14 protein-coding genes are annotated in these 16,006 nt (G+C 36.9%); 13 read left to right on the forward strand and 1 reads right to left on the reverse strand.

Annotated elements, in window-relative coordinates; all coding sequences use genetic code 11:
- Positions 1 to 16 precede the first annotated feature (16 nt).
- The 11 genes from pgsA to Q0R51_RS05730 all read left to right on the forward strand — a co-directional run bounded on the left by pgsA (position 17) and on the right by Q0R51_RS05730 (position 13,247).
- Positions 17 to 577, forward strand: a complete 561-nt coding sequence (gene pgsA / locus Q0R51_RS05680) for a CDP-diacylglycerol--glycerol-3-phosphate 3-phosphatidyltransferase (RefSeq protein WP_294757270.1) — start codon at positions 17 to 19, stop codon at positions 575 to 577.
- A gap of 157 nt (positions 578 to 734) precedes the next feature.
- Complete coding sequence (locus Q0R51_RS05685; RefSeq protein WP_046324593.1) at positions 735 to 1,913, forward strand: betaine/proline/choline family ABC transporter ATP-binding protein; 1,179 nt, start codon at positions 735 to 737, stop codon at positions 1,911 to 1,913.
- 1 nt (position 1,914) lies between these two features.
- Positions 1,915 to 2,538, forward strand: coding sequence for an ABC transporter permease (locus Q0R51_RS05690; protein WP_294757273.1), 624 nt, complete (start codon positions 1,915 to 1,917; stop codon positions 2,536 to 2,538).
- Between the two features lie 13 nt (positions 2,539 to 2,551).
- Complete coding sequence (locus Q0R51_RS05695) at positions 2,552 to 3,487, forward strand: osmoprotectant ABC transporter substrate-binding protein (RefSeq protein ID WP_294757275.1); 936 nt, start codon at positions 2,552 to 2,554, stop codon at positions 3,485 to 3,487.
- Entirely contained in the window at positions 3,487 to 4,146 is a 660-nt protein-coding gene (locus Q0R51_RS05700; RefSeq protein ID WP_294757277.1) for an ABC transporter permease, read from the forward strand. The genes Q0R51_RS05695 and Q0R51_RS05700 overlap by 1 nt, the downstream gene beginning before the upstream one ends.
- Before the next feature lie 151 nt (positions 4,147 to 4,297).
- Complete coding sequence (gene recA / locus Q0R51_RS05705) at positions 4,298 to 5,407, forward strand: recombinase RecA (protein WP_122037409.1); 1,110 nt, start codon at positions 4,298 to 4,300, stop codon at positions 5,405 to 5,407.
- Between the two features lie 130 nt (positions 5,408 to 5,537).
- Positions 5,538 to 7,169 (forward strand): ribonuclease Y, encoded by a 1,632-nt coding sequence (gene rny, locus Q0R51_RS05710; protein ID WP_122037410.1) that lies wholly within the window; start codon positions 5,538 to 5,540, stop codon positions 7,167 to 7,169.
- Positions 7,170 to 7,316: 147 nt separating this feature from the next.
- Positions 7,317 to 8,312: a helix-turn-helix transcriptional regulator gene (locus Q0R51_RS05715; protein WP_294757280.1), complete on the forward strand. Its 996-nt coding sequence runs from the start codon at positions 7,317 to 7,319 to the stop codon at positions 8,310 to 8,312.
- 15 nt (positions 8,313 to 8,327) lie between these two features.
- On the forward strand, positions 8,328 to 10,133 hold the full coding sequence (locus Q0R51_RS05720) for an FAD-dependent oxidoreductase (RefSeq protein WP_294757282.1): 1,806 nt from the start codon (positions 8,328 to 8,330) through the stop codon (positions 10,131 to 10,133).
- Between the two features lie 21 nt (positions 10,134 to 10,154).
- On the forward strand, positions 10,155 to 11,951 hold the full coding sequence (locus Q0R51_RS05725) for an FAD-binding protein (protein WP_294757283.1): 1,797 nt from the start codon (positions 10,155 to 10,157) through the stop codon (positions 11,949 to 11,951).
- A 141-nt stretch (positions 11,952 to 12,092) separates the two neighbouring features.
- Complete coding sequence (locus tag Q0R51_RS05730; RefSeq protein WP_046324601.1) at positions 12,093 to 13,247, forward strand: glycosyltransferase family 4 protein; 1,155 nt, start codon at positions 12,093 to 12,095, stop codon at positions 13,245 to 13,247.
- A 37-nt stretch (positions 13,248 to 13,284) separates the two neighbouring features.
- On the opposite strand, the gene Q0R51_RS05735 is transcribed toward Q0R51_RS05730, so the two are convergent.
- Complete coding sequence (locus tag Q0R51_RS05735; RefSeq protein ID WP_294757285.1) at positions 13,285 to 13,947, reverse strand: YigZ family protein; 663 nt, start codon at positions 13,945 to 13,947, stop codon at positions 13,285 to 13,287.
- Positions 13,948 to 13,989: 42 nt separating this feature from the next.
- On the opposite strand from Q0R51_RS05735, the gene Q0R51_RS05740 reads away from it, so the two are divergent.
- A complete protein-coding gene (locus tag Q0R51_RS05740) occupies positions 13,990 to 15,273 on the forward strand; it encodes a DEAD/DEAH box helicase (RefSeq protein WP_294757287.1) in 1,284 nt (427 codons plus the stop codon).
- Complete coding sequence (locus Q0R51_RS05745; protein WP_294757289.1) at positions 15,270 to 15,959, forward strand: ComF family protein; 690 nt, start codon at positions 15,270 to 15,272, stop codon at positions 15,957 to 15,959. The genes Q0R51_RS05740 and Q0R51_RS05745 overlap by 4 nt, the downstream gene beginning before the upstream one ends.
- Positions 15,960 to 16,006: the final 47 nt, after the last annotated feature.

Here is a 16,006-nt window from a genome sequence, read left to right on the forward strand (position 1 = left end):
GGAGGAAAAGTTAAGAATGAATTTGCCTAATAAGTTAACGGTTTTTAGAATATTATTGATTCCGGTTTTCATGCTAATTGTCATTTTTGGTGGTGATGCCAGTTTTAAAGTTGCTGGCACTACTGTATATTGGAGATTTGTAATAGCTGCGATTGTGTTTGCAGTTGCTTCTGCAACTGATTGGTTTGATGGTCATATTGCTAGGTCACGCAACTTGGTTACAAATTTTGGAAAATTTGCGGATCCTTTGGCTGACAAAATGCTTACTATGACTGCATTTATAATGTTAATTTCTTTAAAACTTGCTCCGGCCTGGGTTGTAGCAATAATTGTTTGTCGTGAATTGGCAGTAACTGGATTGCGTTTGATTTTGGCGGAGAATAAGGGACAAGTTATGGCTGCAGCTATGCCGGGTAAAATCAAAACGACATGTCAAATGCTTTCAATTATCTTTTTGCTAATTGGAGACTTTTATCATATAGGCACTATCTTACTTTATATTGCACTGATTTTTACTATCTATTCTGGCTGGGACTATTTCCACAGTTCATGGGATGTCTTTGAAGGTTCAATGTAATTAAAGAAAAATTTAGTTTTATTAAAAAGCACTGCAAGGCAGTGCTTTTTTGTGCTTCTTTTTTAATATAAAAAGAGCATAAAATGGTCAATTGTTGATTATGCTCCATTTACTTGTTAGGATTAAATTAAGGAAATATTGAAAAGGAGGAAAATTTATGGGAGAAAAAATACCAATGGTTGAGTTCAAAGATGTATCCAAGATATATCCTAAAATGAAAAATCCGGCTGTTAATCATATCAGTTTTGAAATAGATAAAGGTGATTTTTGCTGCCTAATTGGCACCTCCGGTTCAGGAAAGACTACTTTGATGCGGATGATTAATCGCATGAACAGCGTAACTAAAGGCGAGGTGCTGGTTAATGGTAAAAACGTTAAAAGTTTTAATCCCGTCAACTTGAGACGTCATATTGGATATGTTATTCAAAATAATGGTTTGATGCCTCATATGACTATTAGAGAAAACATTATTTTGGTACCCAAGCTATTAAAATGGCCTAAGGAAAAATTAGCTGGTGAAGCGCAAAAGTTAATTCAAATGGCTGAATTGCCGGAATCATATTTAGACAGGTATCCGACTGAGCTGTCTGGTGGTCAACAACAAAGAATCGGAGTTGTACGCGCACTGGCAGCAAACCAAAATCTCATATTAATGGATGAGCCTTTTGGAGCATTAGATCCGATAACTCGCGAAAGTTTACAGAATTTGGTACAAAACTTACAAGTGCGATTAGGCAAAACAATTGTTTTTGTCACTCATGACATGGATGAGGCATTAAAGCTTGCAACTAAAGTAGTTGTTTTGCATGATGGGCAGTTGATTCAAGTAGGAACGCCTGAGGAAATTTTACATCATCCTGCAAATGACTATGTTAAAAGTTTGATCGGTGAAGAGCGCCTGTCCGAAGCAAAATATGAAACCGTAAAAGTTAAAAACGTGATGCTAACTAATCCGATTAAGATTGACTTGGGTGCTTCTTTATCTGATGCCTTAACCATGATGAAGGAAAACCGTGTTGATACCCTTTTAGTGGTTGATAACAGCGATCACCTGAAAGGCTATATTTCAATTGATGATTTGCAACGAAATTATTCTAAGGCAAGCAGCGTTAGTGATATCTTGATTACTAAAGTAAGCACAGTTGGTCCGGATGAATATTTGCGAGACAATTTTAGCCGCATCATGAGCCGTAACAAGAGTTATATTCCGGTAATTGATTCGGATAATAAATTAGTCGGTATAGTTACTCGTGCAAGTTTGGTTAATGTCGTTTATCAAAAAATATGGGGCGATAAGGGCCACACGCAAAATAATACGGGAAAAGAGGCGAACTAAAATGTCAGCCTTTTTTGCACAACATGGCTCAGAATTATTGGTAAAAACTTGGCAACAAATATATATTTCAGCTATTTCACTGGCCTTGGGAATTGTTGTAGCAGTTCCATTAAGTATCATATTAATGAAATTTCCGCGAGTGGCAAAAGTCGTGATTGCTATTGCCAGTATGTTACAGACCATACCAGCTTTGGCATTGCTTGCGATCATGATTCCATTTTTTGGTGTTGGTAAACTGCCCGCAATTATTGCACTTTTTCTCTATAGTTTAATGCCAATTTTGCGTAACACATATGTGGGTCTGATGGGGGTTTCCCCAGACACTATTGATTCAGCTCGCGGCTTAGGTATGACGAATATACAATTAATCTTGAAAGTTGATATTCCGTTAGCGATGCCTGTGATCATGGCGGGAATAAGACTTTCTGCTATTTATGTTATTGCGTGGGCGACTTTGGCCTCTTATATAGGTGCTGGGGGCCTTGGTGACTTCATCTTTAATGGCCTTAGTCTATATCAGACTGATCTAATTTTTGGTGGTACCATTCCAGTCATCATATTGGCACTTCTAACTGATTATCTCTTGGGTAAGCTTGAACGTAAATTAACACCAAAAGGAATATAAGGAGGTATTCATCATGAAAAAGTATTTTAAAAAGATATTCCTGATGATAACAGCCTTGATTATTATGTTAACTACTAGTGCTTGTGGCTTGCCTGGACTTTCTGATAGTCAAGGCAGTCAGGAAAATATTAGAATTACGGCACTAACAACTACTGAATCGCAAATTATGGCCAATATTGTTGCCCAATTGATTGAACATGAAACTTCATATAAAACTTCCATTGTTAATAATTTAGGTTCTGCTCCGATGCAGCATCAAGCTCTAATTCGTCATGATGCCGATATTCAAGCTGCTGCTTATGATGGTGGTGAATTAACTGCAAATCTTTTATTACCAGCTATTAAGGATTCCAAAAAGGCAAATGATACAGTCAGACGTGAAGTAAAAAAGAGATGGGACCAAACTTATTTGCATACATATGGTTTTGCTAATAATTATGCTTTTATGGTGAGAGCAAAAGACCAAAAGAAGTACCATCTGTATCAGATTTCTGATTTAAAGAAAGTTAAGGATAAATTTTCTTTTGGGGTAGCATCCGAATGGGTAAATGCTCCAGGAGTTGGTTATCCTGCTTTTCAAACAGCCTATGGATTAACCTTTTCTAAAGCACATCCCATGAATATCGGTTTAGTATATTCAGCCCTGAAAAGCGGTAAGATGGATGTTATTCTAGGCTATTCTACTGATGGCCGAATTGATAGCTACAATTTGCACCTGTTGAAGGATGATAAGCATTTCTTTCCGCCATATAATTGTGGCATGCTAATTAATAACTATTTATTAAGAGAGCATCCTGAATTAAAGGCAATTCTGGCAAGATTAGTGGGTAATGTGAGTGTTCATGATATCCGTAAAATGAACTTCCAAGTAGATGACAAGCTACTTGAACCTGCTACGGTTGCAAAGCAATTTTTAGAAAAACATAATTACTTTAGGGGGGAGAAATAATGTCTCATTTATCTTTATGGCAGCAATTTATTTATTATTATGTCCATAATGGTAGTTATGTATTAGCACAATTTAACCGTACTTTTTTGATTTCAATCTATGGCGTTTTATTTGCAGCTATTATTGGTATACCAGTTGGAATTTTTATTTCGCGCAATGGACATTTAGGAGACTTTGTTGTAGAAATTGCGAACTTTATCCAAACAATTCCTTCGCTTGCCCTTTTGTCTATTGTAATGATTGGTTTAGGCCTGGGCGTTATGACCGTTATTGTTACCGTTACGCTTTATTCACTTTTGCCAATTATTAAGAATACATATACTGGTATGAGAAGCGTTAATAAGAATGTCATTGATTCAGGAAAAGGAATGGGCATGACAAAACTGCAACTACTTTATATGGTGAGATTACCACTCTCAATGTCTGTTATTATAGCTGGCTTAAAAAATGCTTTGGTCATAGCAATTGGTATCACTTCAATTGGTTCGTTCGTTGGAGCAGGTGGCTTAGGAGACATAATTATTCGCGGCACCAATGCTACTAATGGCAGTGCCATTATCCTAGCTGGTGCACTTCCTACAGCATTAATGGCAATCTTGGCAGATGTGATTTTAAATTTCCTGCAAAAAGTTTTGGAACCCAAAGGTCTTAAAAAATAAATAAAAAGTTTTTTGCAGCTTTTTCGTATTTAATAATGTGAATAAAAATAATAAACATTTGTTCGCCTTTTTTCTTGCAAATATACACTAAAGCAAAGTATAATTAATACGTACTAAATTAAAGAAATTATGATAGAGGAGGACAAGAGTCTTGGCCAAGGATGAAAAACAAGCTGCACTGGAAAATGCGCTTAAGAAAATTGAAAAGAATTTTGGTAAAGGCGCTGTTATGCGTATGGGTGATAAAGCTGACACCAAAATCTCGACCGTTCCCTCAGGTTCGCTTGCTCTTGATGCAGCTCTGGGAGTTGGCGGCTATCCCCGGGGTAGAATAGTAGAAATTTACGGACCGGAATCTTCTGGTAAAACAACCGTTGCATTACATGCAGTAGCTGAAGTGCAAAAAAGAGGTGGTACAGCCGCTTATATCGATGCCGAAAATGCTATGGATCCGGCTTATGCGGAGGCATTAGGTGTTGATGTTGATTCACTTATTTTGTCTCAGCCAAATACTGGAGAAGAAGGTTTACAAATTGCTGATACGTTGATTACCAGTGGTGCAATTGATATTTTAGTTGTTGACTCTGTTGCAGCACTTGTGCCTCAAGCTGAAATTGACGGAGAAATGGGTGACAGTCATGTTGGTCTGCAGGCTCGTTTAATGAGTCAAGCTCTGCGTAAGCTTTCGGGTAATATTAATAAGACCAAAACTATTGCAATTTTTATCAATCAAATTCGTGAAAAAGTTGGAATTATGTTTGGTAATCCTGAAACTACTCCTGGTGGTCGGGCACTGAAATTTTATGCCACTATTCGCTTGGAAATCAGAAGAGCGGAAAAGATCAAGCAAACCGGAGGAGAAATTACCGGTAACCGTGTAAAAATCAAGGTAGTTAAAAACAAAGTTGCACCACCTTTTAAAGTTGCTGAAGTTGACATGATGTATGGCAAGGGTATTTCACAGAGTGGTGAGCTGTTGGATATGGCGGCCGACAAGGACATTATAGCCAAGGCCGGCTCGTGGTATTCATATCACGATGAACGAATTGGGCAGGGCCGAGAAAATGCCAAGAAGTACCTTGAAGATCACCCTGATGTCTATGACGATGTTCAAAAGCAGGTTCGTCAAGCTTTCGGTATTGATGAAGAATCAGTTGCTGAAAGAGAAGATCCTGAAAAAGTCAAAGCCAAAAAAGCCCAAAAAGCTGCTGATACAGAAAAGGAAGCTTCTGCTAAAAAAGAAGCAGACAGCAAAAGCTAATTACGAGGAAATAAACCTTGACCTGTGAAAATGGGTTAAGGTTTTTTCATGTCGTTTGACATAAGTCCCATCGTTCTTTATTATTAATATTGTGTGAATAATCTAAAAAATAAAAAAGGCGATAGAAATCATGATAAGTAAATTTTTGATTCCCGTCGCGATAGCTATAATTTCAATTATTGTTGGCGTTGTTGGAGGATACTCTATTCGTAAAAGGATCTGGGAGAAAAAGGCTCAGAACGCTCAAAACGATGCCGACCATATTTTAACCGAAGCAAAAGCACGAGTTGATGCTGCTAAAGCTGAAGTCAATGCACAAAAGCAAGCAGCTGATGCTATTAAACAGAGTGCGCAAAACACTAAAAAAGAAAAAATTCTTGAAGCTCAAGAACAAATTCAAGACTACCGACAAAAAGTTGAAGATGAATTAAACGACAAACGTGATAAAATTGCACGCGATCAAAATCGCTTAACCCAACGAGAGGATACTCTTGATCATAAGAACTCTTTGCTAAAAGAAAAAGAGGATGATTTAACTAAAAAAGATGAACAGCTAGAGCAAAAGCAAACAGAATTAGCTGCTAAATTGCAAAAAGCTGATGCATTAGTTGAACAGACTACGCAGAAGCTTTACGAAGTGGCTCATTTAGACAAAGAGCAGGCAAAAAAGCTCGTATTAGATCAATTAGCAGACGAATTAGTTAAAGAACGGGCAGAGTTGATTAGTAATAGTAATCAAGAAGTAAAAGCTAAAGCTGACCATTATGCGCGCAAAATAATTATTGATGCAATTCAAAGCAGCTCGGCAGATACAGTAGCTGAAACAACTGTATCTGTAGTTGATTTGCCTAATGAGGAAATGAAAGGTCGGATTATTGGTCGTGAAGGACGTAATATCAGATCTTTTGAAGCACTTACTGGAGTTGATCTTATAATTGATGACACTCCAAAGGTTGTAACTTTAAGTGGTTTTGATGCCATTAGGCGTGAAATTGCGAAAAGGGCAATGGAACGTTTGATTAAGGATGGACGCATTCATCCGGCTCGAATAGAGGAAACAGTTGATAAAGCCCGTAAAGAAGTAAACGATGATATTTACGAAGCTGGAGAAAGCGCTCTAATGGAGCTGGGAATTCATAAAATGAATCCAGAACTGGTTAAAATATTGGGTAGACTCAAATACCGGACATCTTATGGTCAAAATGTTTTGGGTCATTCAATTGAAGTTGCAAAATTAGCTGGTACAATGGCTGCAGAGCTTGGATTAAATGAAAAATTAGCCGTTCGCGCGGGATTATTACACGATATTGGAAAAGCAGTCGACCATGACATTGAAGGTTCGCACGTAGAAATTGGTGTAGAACTGACAAGGAAGTATCATGAGCCGGATGTGGTTGTTAATGCAATTGCAGCACACCATGGGGATGTGCCTAAGTTATCATTTATTGCTGAATTGGTAGTTGCAGCAGATACCATTTCTTCTGCAAGACCTGGTGCTAGAAGCGAAAGTTTGGAAAATTATATCAGAAGACTTACCGACCTCGAGCAAATAGCAAATAGGTATGACGGTGTCAAACAGGCGTATGCTATTCAGGCTGGACGAGAAGTCCGTGTGATGGTTGAACCTGACAAGATTTCAGATGATCGCATTACAGTTTTAGCACGCGACATTCGCAATCAAATTGAAAAAGAACTTGATTACCCGGGTAATATTAAAATAACAGTTATTCGTGAAAAACGTGCTGTATCAATTGCAAAGTAAATAAAAGGATTGAATGCAAAATTCAATCTTTTTTTGTTTTGTAATATATCTTCAAAATATGGCGCAAATTAACATAAAAAAGCGCAAAAAAGCACATTTTGGTAAAATGAAAGGGTATACAATACGGATTGAATGGAGGAACCTGCTATGAATCTAAAAATAACAACTGAATTAAAAGATTTCCTACTAGAATTAGGTTACCCATTTAATTCAATTTCTGGTTTACTTGATTCTAGCGTAATGGACAAATATCTGAATGCAAAGTGGATTAAAAATTCTCATGTATTTGAAATGTTAGACAAAGAAGCAAATGATAAACAGCTGTTGAAGTGTAGTGATGTTCGTAATTTTTACCAATTTGTTCCTCCATATTTTGCAGCTTTGTCAAGCAAAAATGGCTTACAGGCAATTTCCCGCCTAGCAGCTTACCAGCAGCTTATAGGTCCAATTGAAATGGGAACTTTTGAGGAAGGTGAAAAATTAAGAATTCATATTAAATATTTGGACAAATATCGTAAATTTTCACGTTTTAGCCTATTAGTAGATCAAATTTCTTTAGTAAGTCTGATTAGAGCAGGTACAAATAAATGTGTTATACCCGTATCTATTGGGAGCAAATATGAGTATGGATCAAGAATAAATAAATATTTAGGTATTGAAGCTCAAAATAGCTTAGACAATTATTTGGTGTTTAGAAAGTATGATTTGGAGCAGTCATTTGTAACCAAAAATGATGTAATGTGGAATTTCATGGAGCCTGGTTTGAAAAAGTACATAAAAGAATTAAATATAAATCCTCCAATTTCTGCAGTTGTACAAAACACTCTGTTTAAATTGATAGCCGGAGGTAATTTTCAGGTAAAAGACGTAGCAAATAAACTGGGTATTTCATCAAGAACATTACAAAGATGGCTGCAAAATGAAGGCACAACTTTTAAAAAACAGTTAAGTATTGTGCAGAAAATTTTGGCTCAAAATCTACTTCAAGACAGAACTTTAAATACTGCAGAAGTAAGTTTTCTAGTTGGCTTTAATAGTGTTTCTTCGTTCTATAAAGCCTTTAAGAAATGGACAGGAGTGACTGTTAAAGAATATAGGCTTCAAGCAATATTAAAAACTAATAGTATAAATGCGGTAATTTAATTAGGAGGAAACAAAATGTTTTTAAAAGATAACGAATCATGGAATGCAACTTATGATGTTGTGGTAATCGGTTTTGGTGGAGCAGGTGCTACAGCAGCACGTTTCGCAGCAGATAAAGGAGCAAAAGTCCTTTTAGTAGATAGTGCACCAGAGGGACATGAAGGTGGTAATACCAGATATTGTGGACAGATTGTTGAAGCAGGTTATGATTATGAAAAGCTAAAAAAGTATTATCAAAAAATGACTGCTCCACTTGATTTAGATGAGCAGGTGCTAGAAACTTTTGTAAAAGGGATGGTCAATTTACCAGATTACTTCGAAAAGTATCTCGGTGGTAAAGCATTCAGCGTTAAAAATAACCCAGGTAACAAAAATGTTGCCATGTTGGCATACATGAGTGCTGAATATCCCGAATTTGAAGGTGCAGATACAAACGACGACTTGTTAGTGCATGATCAAATATTCGATGCTGCTCTTTGGAAAAAATTGCGCCAGAATGTTTTAGACCGCAGCGACAAGATTGATGTGCTTTATTCAACGCCAGCAAAGCATTTAATTCAGGATACTGATAAGACAATAATAGGTGTACAGATTGAAAATAAAGGCAAGTTGTTCAACGTCCATGCAAAAAATGGTGTAGTTTTAGCACTTGGTGGATTTGAAAATAACGAACAAATGGTGCAGGATTATTTAGGTGAAACTAATTTATTACCATATGGTACGCTTTATAACAATGGCGATGGCATCAAAATGGCTATAGAAGTTGGTGCAGATTTGTGGCACATGAATAATTATGAACCAGGTGGAACTGTTAATTTAGCTGCTCCCAAAGGCCAAAGAGCTCATAACATTATGGCCTGGAAAGCATTATTTGCCGGTTCACTGATCACAGTTGGCGATGATGGTACACGTTATGTAGCAGAAGACGATCCAACCCGTCATGGTCATCGCTATAATCATGGTATTTGGAGAATTCCTTTAGCCCAAGTGCATCCTCATATGATTTTTGATCAGAATAAATACGATGAACTATTCTCAGCTGAGAATGATGAATTTCAAAAGGAAGCTTTAAGCAAAGTGGTTAAGTCAGAAACTATCGCTGATTTAGCTCAAGAAATAAAAGTTGATCCGGCAGTTTTAGAAAATACTTTGAACACGTATAATTTCTTCGTTGATCGTGGAGTTGATTACCAATGTGGACGTAAGCCAGAGTCAATGACCAAAATTTCACTTACGGGTCCATTTTATTCGTTAGCTCAACAACACACCATGTTAAACACCCAGGGTGGCCCACGCCGAAATAAAAATGCTGAAGTATTAGATACAGATCAGAAAGTTTTGCCACACTTATATGCTGCTGGTGAACTGGGTCATATAGGTGCAAATCAATATAATGGCGGGGGTGACATGGCTGACTGCTTAATATTTGGTAAGATAGCAGGAGAAAATGCCGCCAAAATTAAAGATGATCAAGTTGTTTCAGGTGCCAGTGTTAGTGAAAATAATGCTGATACTGCATTTCCTGAATCAGATGTTAAAGAAGAAAGTTATTCAACTGCTGAAAATCAATACATTGGTAAATCTTCAAGTGGCATGGGCAATGAAATCATAGTGCGAGTGACAGTTGACAGTGATAAGCGTCCAAGCAATATTGAAGTTTTAAAAGAAAGCGAATCACCTGACTACGGTGAAAAAGCAATTAAGGAAATGAAAACAGAAATGCTAGCTCAGAAAACAGCTAACGTAGATGCTGTTTCTGGAGCTTCTGCATCAAGTCGCGCATTTAAAGAAGCTGTAGAATCTGCTTTGAAGCAGGCATAGATTTTAACGAAAGGGTAAGAAATGGCAAATTTAAAAGATGGTATTTATCAGGGAAAAGGCTCTGGTAATCGTGGTGAAGTCAGGGTTTCGGTAAAAGTCAAAGATAATAAAATTACGGATATAACAATTGATCAACAAGATGAAACTTCTGGCATAAGCACTGCTGCTTTAAAAAAAGCACCGAAGCTAATTGTTGAGCATCAGTCATATAATATTGACGCAGTAACCGGAGCAACTATTAGTTTTCAAGCTGTACAAAAAGCAGTCAAAGATGCTGTTTCAAAAGCTGGAGATCCCAGTGGTCTTGATAAAAGAGTTGATCTTAGAAATACAGTGAAAAAGGATGATGGTAAGGACTACCGTAACGTCAATCCAGATGATTTGCAATTTGAAGATCATGCTGACGTGTTGGTAATTGGTGCTGGAGCTGCTGGACTTGCAGCTTCCATTACAGCAAGGCAAAAAAGTGCTTCCGTAATATGTTTGGAATATACATCAAGCTATATGCTCTCTGATATGACTCTGTCTGGAGGTTATTACAATGCTGGTGGTGGTACTAGCTTGCAAAAAGCGCAAGGTATTAAAGACTCTAAAGACAATTGGAATAATTATTTGAAGGCAGTCGGTCAAGGATACGAAGATGCGGATATGCGTGAAACAATAGTAGAACATGCTGCTGAAGATTATGAATGGCTTGCTGGAGAAGTTGGGGTCAATTTCCAAGAAGTACAAGAAATTGGCAATGAAGAAGCAATGAAAGAATATGCGACTCCGGCAGCAAGGTCTCATTTAACTGTCGAAAAAAGTGGCTATGGTCTTTCAAAGCCACTTTACAATAAGGCAAAAGCAGTTGGCACAAAATTTATTTTTAATATTACAGCTGAGAACTTAATTACTGATGAGAAAAATAATGTAGTTGGTGTACATACTAATAAAGGTAACTACAAAGCTCAAAGCGTTGTTATTGCAACTGCAGGTTTTTCACGCAATAAAGAAATGCTTAAAAGCTTTGCACCAGATTTTGCTGTAGGGGAATCATATGGTTCTATTAGGCAAATGGGTGATGGTATCACAATGGGTGCTGAAATTGGCGCCAGGTTAAAAGATATGTGGATGCCAATAGCAAATTCTATTGGAACTCAATCAGGCGATAATGTTTGTATTGGTCCTTTGTGCACAGCTTGGACAAAACCTTATATTTGGGTTGGAACAGATGCTAGAAGACACTTTAGAGAAGATATGTATTTCGAATACGCTTCTAAGAAAATTGCTGACCTAGATCATGGTTTCGTGTGGCTGATTTTCGATGAAGGAATGGCAAATGAAATGCCAGCTGCCTTTTCTGCCCCAGCTCCTTCACCGCATTTAAAACGCGAAGTAGAAGATGGCTACTTTAAAAAAGCAGATACTATCGCGGAATTAGCAGAGCAAATTAATTTAAACCCTAATGTGTTAGAGAAAACAATTGCTAAATGGAATAATGATGTAAACAATGGTCAAGATACGGAATTTGGTCGCCAAAAAGATTTAACTGCTTTTAAGGCTCCATACTATGCCGCTAAACTTGCGCCATCAACACCGGATATGGCTGGAGGATTGTGCATCAATACTAAAGCAGAAGTTTTGGATAATTTTGATAGAAAAATTAGTAATCTCTTTGCTGCTGGTAGTACGACAGGCGGATGGCGAGGAATGACCTATCCAGGTTGCGGAATGGGTATTACAAACGCTATTGTTTTTGGCAGAATTGCCGGTGAAAGTGCTGCAAAGAATGCTCAAGTAAAAACTGATACTAATTCTGGTGCTTCACAGAATTAGTTTTTGGAGTTAAATATAATTAAAACTGGATACATTTGCATCCAGTTTTTTATTTGGAAATATTTATGATAATCAACCTAATTTGTGCATTTTTGCTCTACCCTGTATAATTAAGACAACTTTAAATGAAAGTAGCCGACTATGTTTAAAATTATTGTTGAATTATTCTTTTTAGTGATTATACAGGCTGCGATCACACCTTTTATTAGGCGATTAGCTTTTGTATTAGGTGCTGTCGACATTCCCAATAAAAGAAGAGTAAATAAAAAGCCAATGCCAACCCTAGGGGGTTTGGGTATTTTTGTCACCTTCAATATAGGAGCTTTTATTCTTCTGCGCGATCAGTTTCCAACTCATGAAGCATTTAGCATACTTTTAGGCTCAAGTGTAATTGTCTTGACTGGCATAATCGATGATATTATGGAGCTGAAACCAAGACAAAAAATGCTGGGTATTTTTATCGGTGCTTTAGTAATTTATTTTCTTGCCGGTATTAAAATGAATGTTCTCAATCTGCCATTCTTGAACAAACAAATAAATTTGGGATGGTGGAGTCTGCCAATTACTATTTTTTGGATCTTAGCTTTAACTAATGCTGTTGACTTAATTGATGGGCTTGACGGATTGGCTGATGGTGTCTCTATGATTTCACTCATAACTATGGGAATTGTCGGCTATTTCTTTTTGCACACCGGCCAACTCTATATTCCGATCGGCTGTTTTATGCTGGCAGCTTGTTTACTGGGCTTTTTACCATATAACTTTCACCCGGCTAAAATATTTTTAGGTGATACCGGTGCTTTATACATCGGATTCATGATTGCCGTATTTTCTCTAAAAGGCTTGAAGAACGTAACTTTCATTTCGCTGCTTGTGCCGGTTACTATTCTAGGCGTGCCGATTACCGATACGCTTTATGCTATGATTCGGCGGAAGCTTAATAATCGACCCGTTTCCCAAGCTGATAAGCACCATTTGCATCATCAACTAATGAGAATGGGCTTGACCCACAGACAAACGGTTTTAAGTATTTATGCAATATCATTAGTCTTCTCTTTTATTTCCCTGTTATTTTTATTGTCACCAATGTGGGGCATGTGGGTCTTAATTGCTGGTCTGGCAGTTGCCCTTGAATTTTTTGTAGAGTCCATTGGGCTTTTAGGTGAAAAATATAAACCCTTGCTGAATTTAACCCAAAAATTAATTAATTCGCGCAGTAAAAAAGATCCAACAGTTGAGGTATGGCATCTGGGACAGGATAAACCTGAGCAATTAAAAAAGAAGAAAAAAGAATAAATTTTAAACTTGACTCACATTTCACATGTGAGTTTTTTTACTGCTCATGATAGTTGTGTTTAGTGACAGGTACTTCGTTATATCTTTGGGGAAGAAGCTCAAATTTTACTTTGCCCGCCAAAATATTAATTAAGTCATTTTCAAGCTGCTTTAATTTGTTTTCATCAATAAAAATGGAAATTGTGACTTTCGCTTCATAGTCGATATTATCAATGAAAATCTTTTTTTGATTAAGATAATGCTGAGTTTCGTCAAATTTTTTATAATCGACTTGAAATTTCAAGCCCTGTTGTTGCACGCGCTTAACCACTCCAATAGCTTCAACAGCCTTAGTGACACTGTTGGAATATGCACGGATTAAGCCGCCAGCTCCCAACTTTATCCCACCAAAATAGCGCGTTACTACCACAGTAACGTTTTTCAGATTCATTAATTGAAGTGCCTTTAACTCTGGAACACCTGCAGTTCCGGATGGTTCACCATTATCGCTTGCTTTGACATGCTCGTCGTTTAATCCAATAGTGTAAGCAAAAGTGTTATGGGTAGCGTCACGGTATTTTTGAGTGACAGCATTAATTGCACTTTCGGCCTCTTTAACGGTTAAAGTTCTTATAACAGTAGCAATAAAGCGACTTTTTTTAATTACTAATTCGTGGTTACCATTTTCCTTAATGGTTAAATAATTTTCTTCTTCATTCAAAACAATCAGCCCTTTTTTGCGTATTTATCATTGGAGGACAAAATGGAAAATATTTCTCATCTTGCTGGTCGTCAATGGCTTAGTAGTCAACTGGATTTTAGCACAAAGAAAGGTATAACAAAAATCAAGGCTGTTATCAATGGTCGGTGTTCACGATGCAATGCTAAGGTTTGGGCTAAATTGCCCAATGGCAAAAGATATTGTCGCGAATGTATTGGTTTAGGAAGAGTAGTTGAAGGCGATTATCTTATTCGTAATGAGGAGAAAGTAAACTTCCCGCGAACAAGAAACGGTGGTTTGACTTGGAATGGTAAATTAACAGTTCAACAAGAAAAAATCGCTAAGGATTTGGTTCAGAACTACATAAATAAGCAAAATACTTTAGTTCATGCAGTAACCGGTGCTGGTAAAACTGAGATGATGTTTCCTTTGATTGCGCACTGTTTAGCGGAAGGGAAGCGGTGCTGCATAGCTGCACCGAGAATAGATGTAGTTAATGAATTATTTCCCCGCTTGCAGATGGCATTCACTAAAATTAGAATTGGTAAATACCATGGGCATGAATACCAAGAGCCAGGCTTAGAGCAGTTAACCATCTGTACCACCCATCAATTATTGAAATTTTTTCGTGCTTTTGACTTATTGATTATTGATGAAGCTGATTCTTTTCCATATGTACAGAATCCTGAACTTAATTTTGCAGCGAAAAATGCGCTTAAGAATAATGGTCAGATAGTCTATCTAACAGCAACGCCTACAAAAGAACTGTTAAAACTTGTTAAAAAGGGTCAAATTCAGCAATTAAAGTTAAATAGACGTTTTCATGGTCATCTTTTGCCCGTACCAAAAGAAAAACTGTTTTTACGTCCATTTTTAAAAGGTAAAAGAATTAATCCAAAACTTGTGCAAGAAATTAGCAAAGTAATTAAGGCTAAGCATCCACTACTCTTATTCTTGCCCAGAATTGATTTGATTAAGCCATATGTTAGCGCACTTAGAAATGAGCCTGAATTTAAGCAAATAACAATAGAGGGTGTAAATGCAAATGATGTGCAGAGAATTGCAAAAGTTGATAAATTCAGGCAGGGACAAATACAATTGCTTGTTACCACTACTATTTTGGAACGTGGCGTAACCTTTAATCATGTTTGGGTAATTGTGGTCCAGGCTGATGATAAAATTTATAATACTTCTAGTTTGGTCCAAATTGCGGGAAGAGTTGGTCGGGCTAAAACTGATCCAACGGGTTTAATATTATTTTGCTACCAAAAATATACTTCAAGTCTGCGTAATGCGATGAAACAAATCCGTGAGATGAATAAATGAAAAAATGCCTATTGTGTGAACAATATTTCATTTCAAAAATGTCATTTTTAAGTCTATTTTCCTGGCACCAGGAGGATCGAAAAAGTATTTGCGACCACTGTTTAAAAAAGTTCATTCATATACCTGAAAAGCATTGCCCAATATGCTCGGGAAATTTAAATCAAAATCAGATTTGTTCAGACTGTATGAATTGGCAAAAAATATATGGCGAAAAGTTGTTAATTAATCACTCTGTGTATTTATATAACAGAGCATTCCATGATTTAATGGTTAACTATAAACGTTATGGTGACTACGTTTTATACGCTGCACTACAAGAATTGTGTGTTAAAGAACTGTCTGAATATAAAGCTGATGTTTATGTCCCAGTTCCAACTTCTTCTGAGCACATCGCTAAAAGACAATTCGATACAATCACTGCATTATACGGTGGTCTTGTTCCTTTAACAAACATGCTGGGTAAAAAATCAGGACTAGGAGCCCAGGGGGAGAAAAATCGTGCTGAAAGATTAAGAAGTAAGCAAAGTTTTTTTGTTAAGGAAAACTTTACGATTAATTTTCAAAAATGCACTGTTCTCTTGCTGGATGACATATACACTACTGGCAGAACGCTTTATCATGCTCGAGATGCGCTAGCAAATATTTTTCCCAATGCGAAAATTAGTAGTTTTACCTTATGTAGATAAAACAAAATTGTTCAGCGCTTTCATGTTTTGTTATAATTTTGCTATAA

This window comes from uncultured Lactobacillus sp. (assembly GCF_946477725.1).
GTDB lineage: Bacteria > Bacillota > Bacilli > Lactobacillales > Lactobacillaceae > Lactobacillus.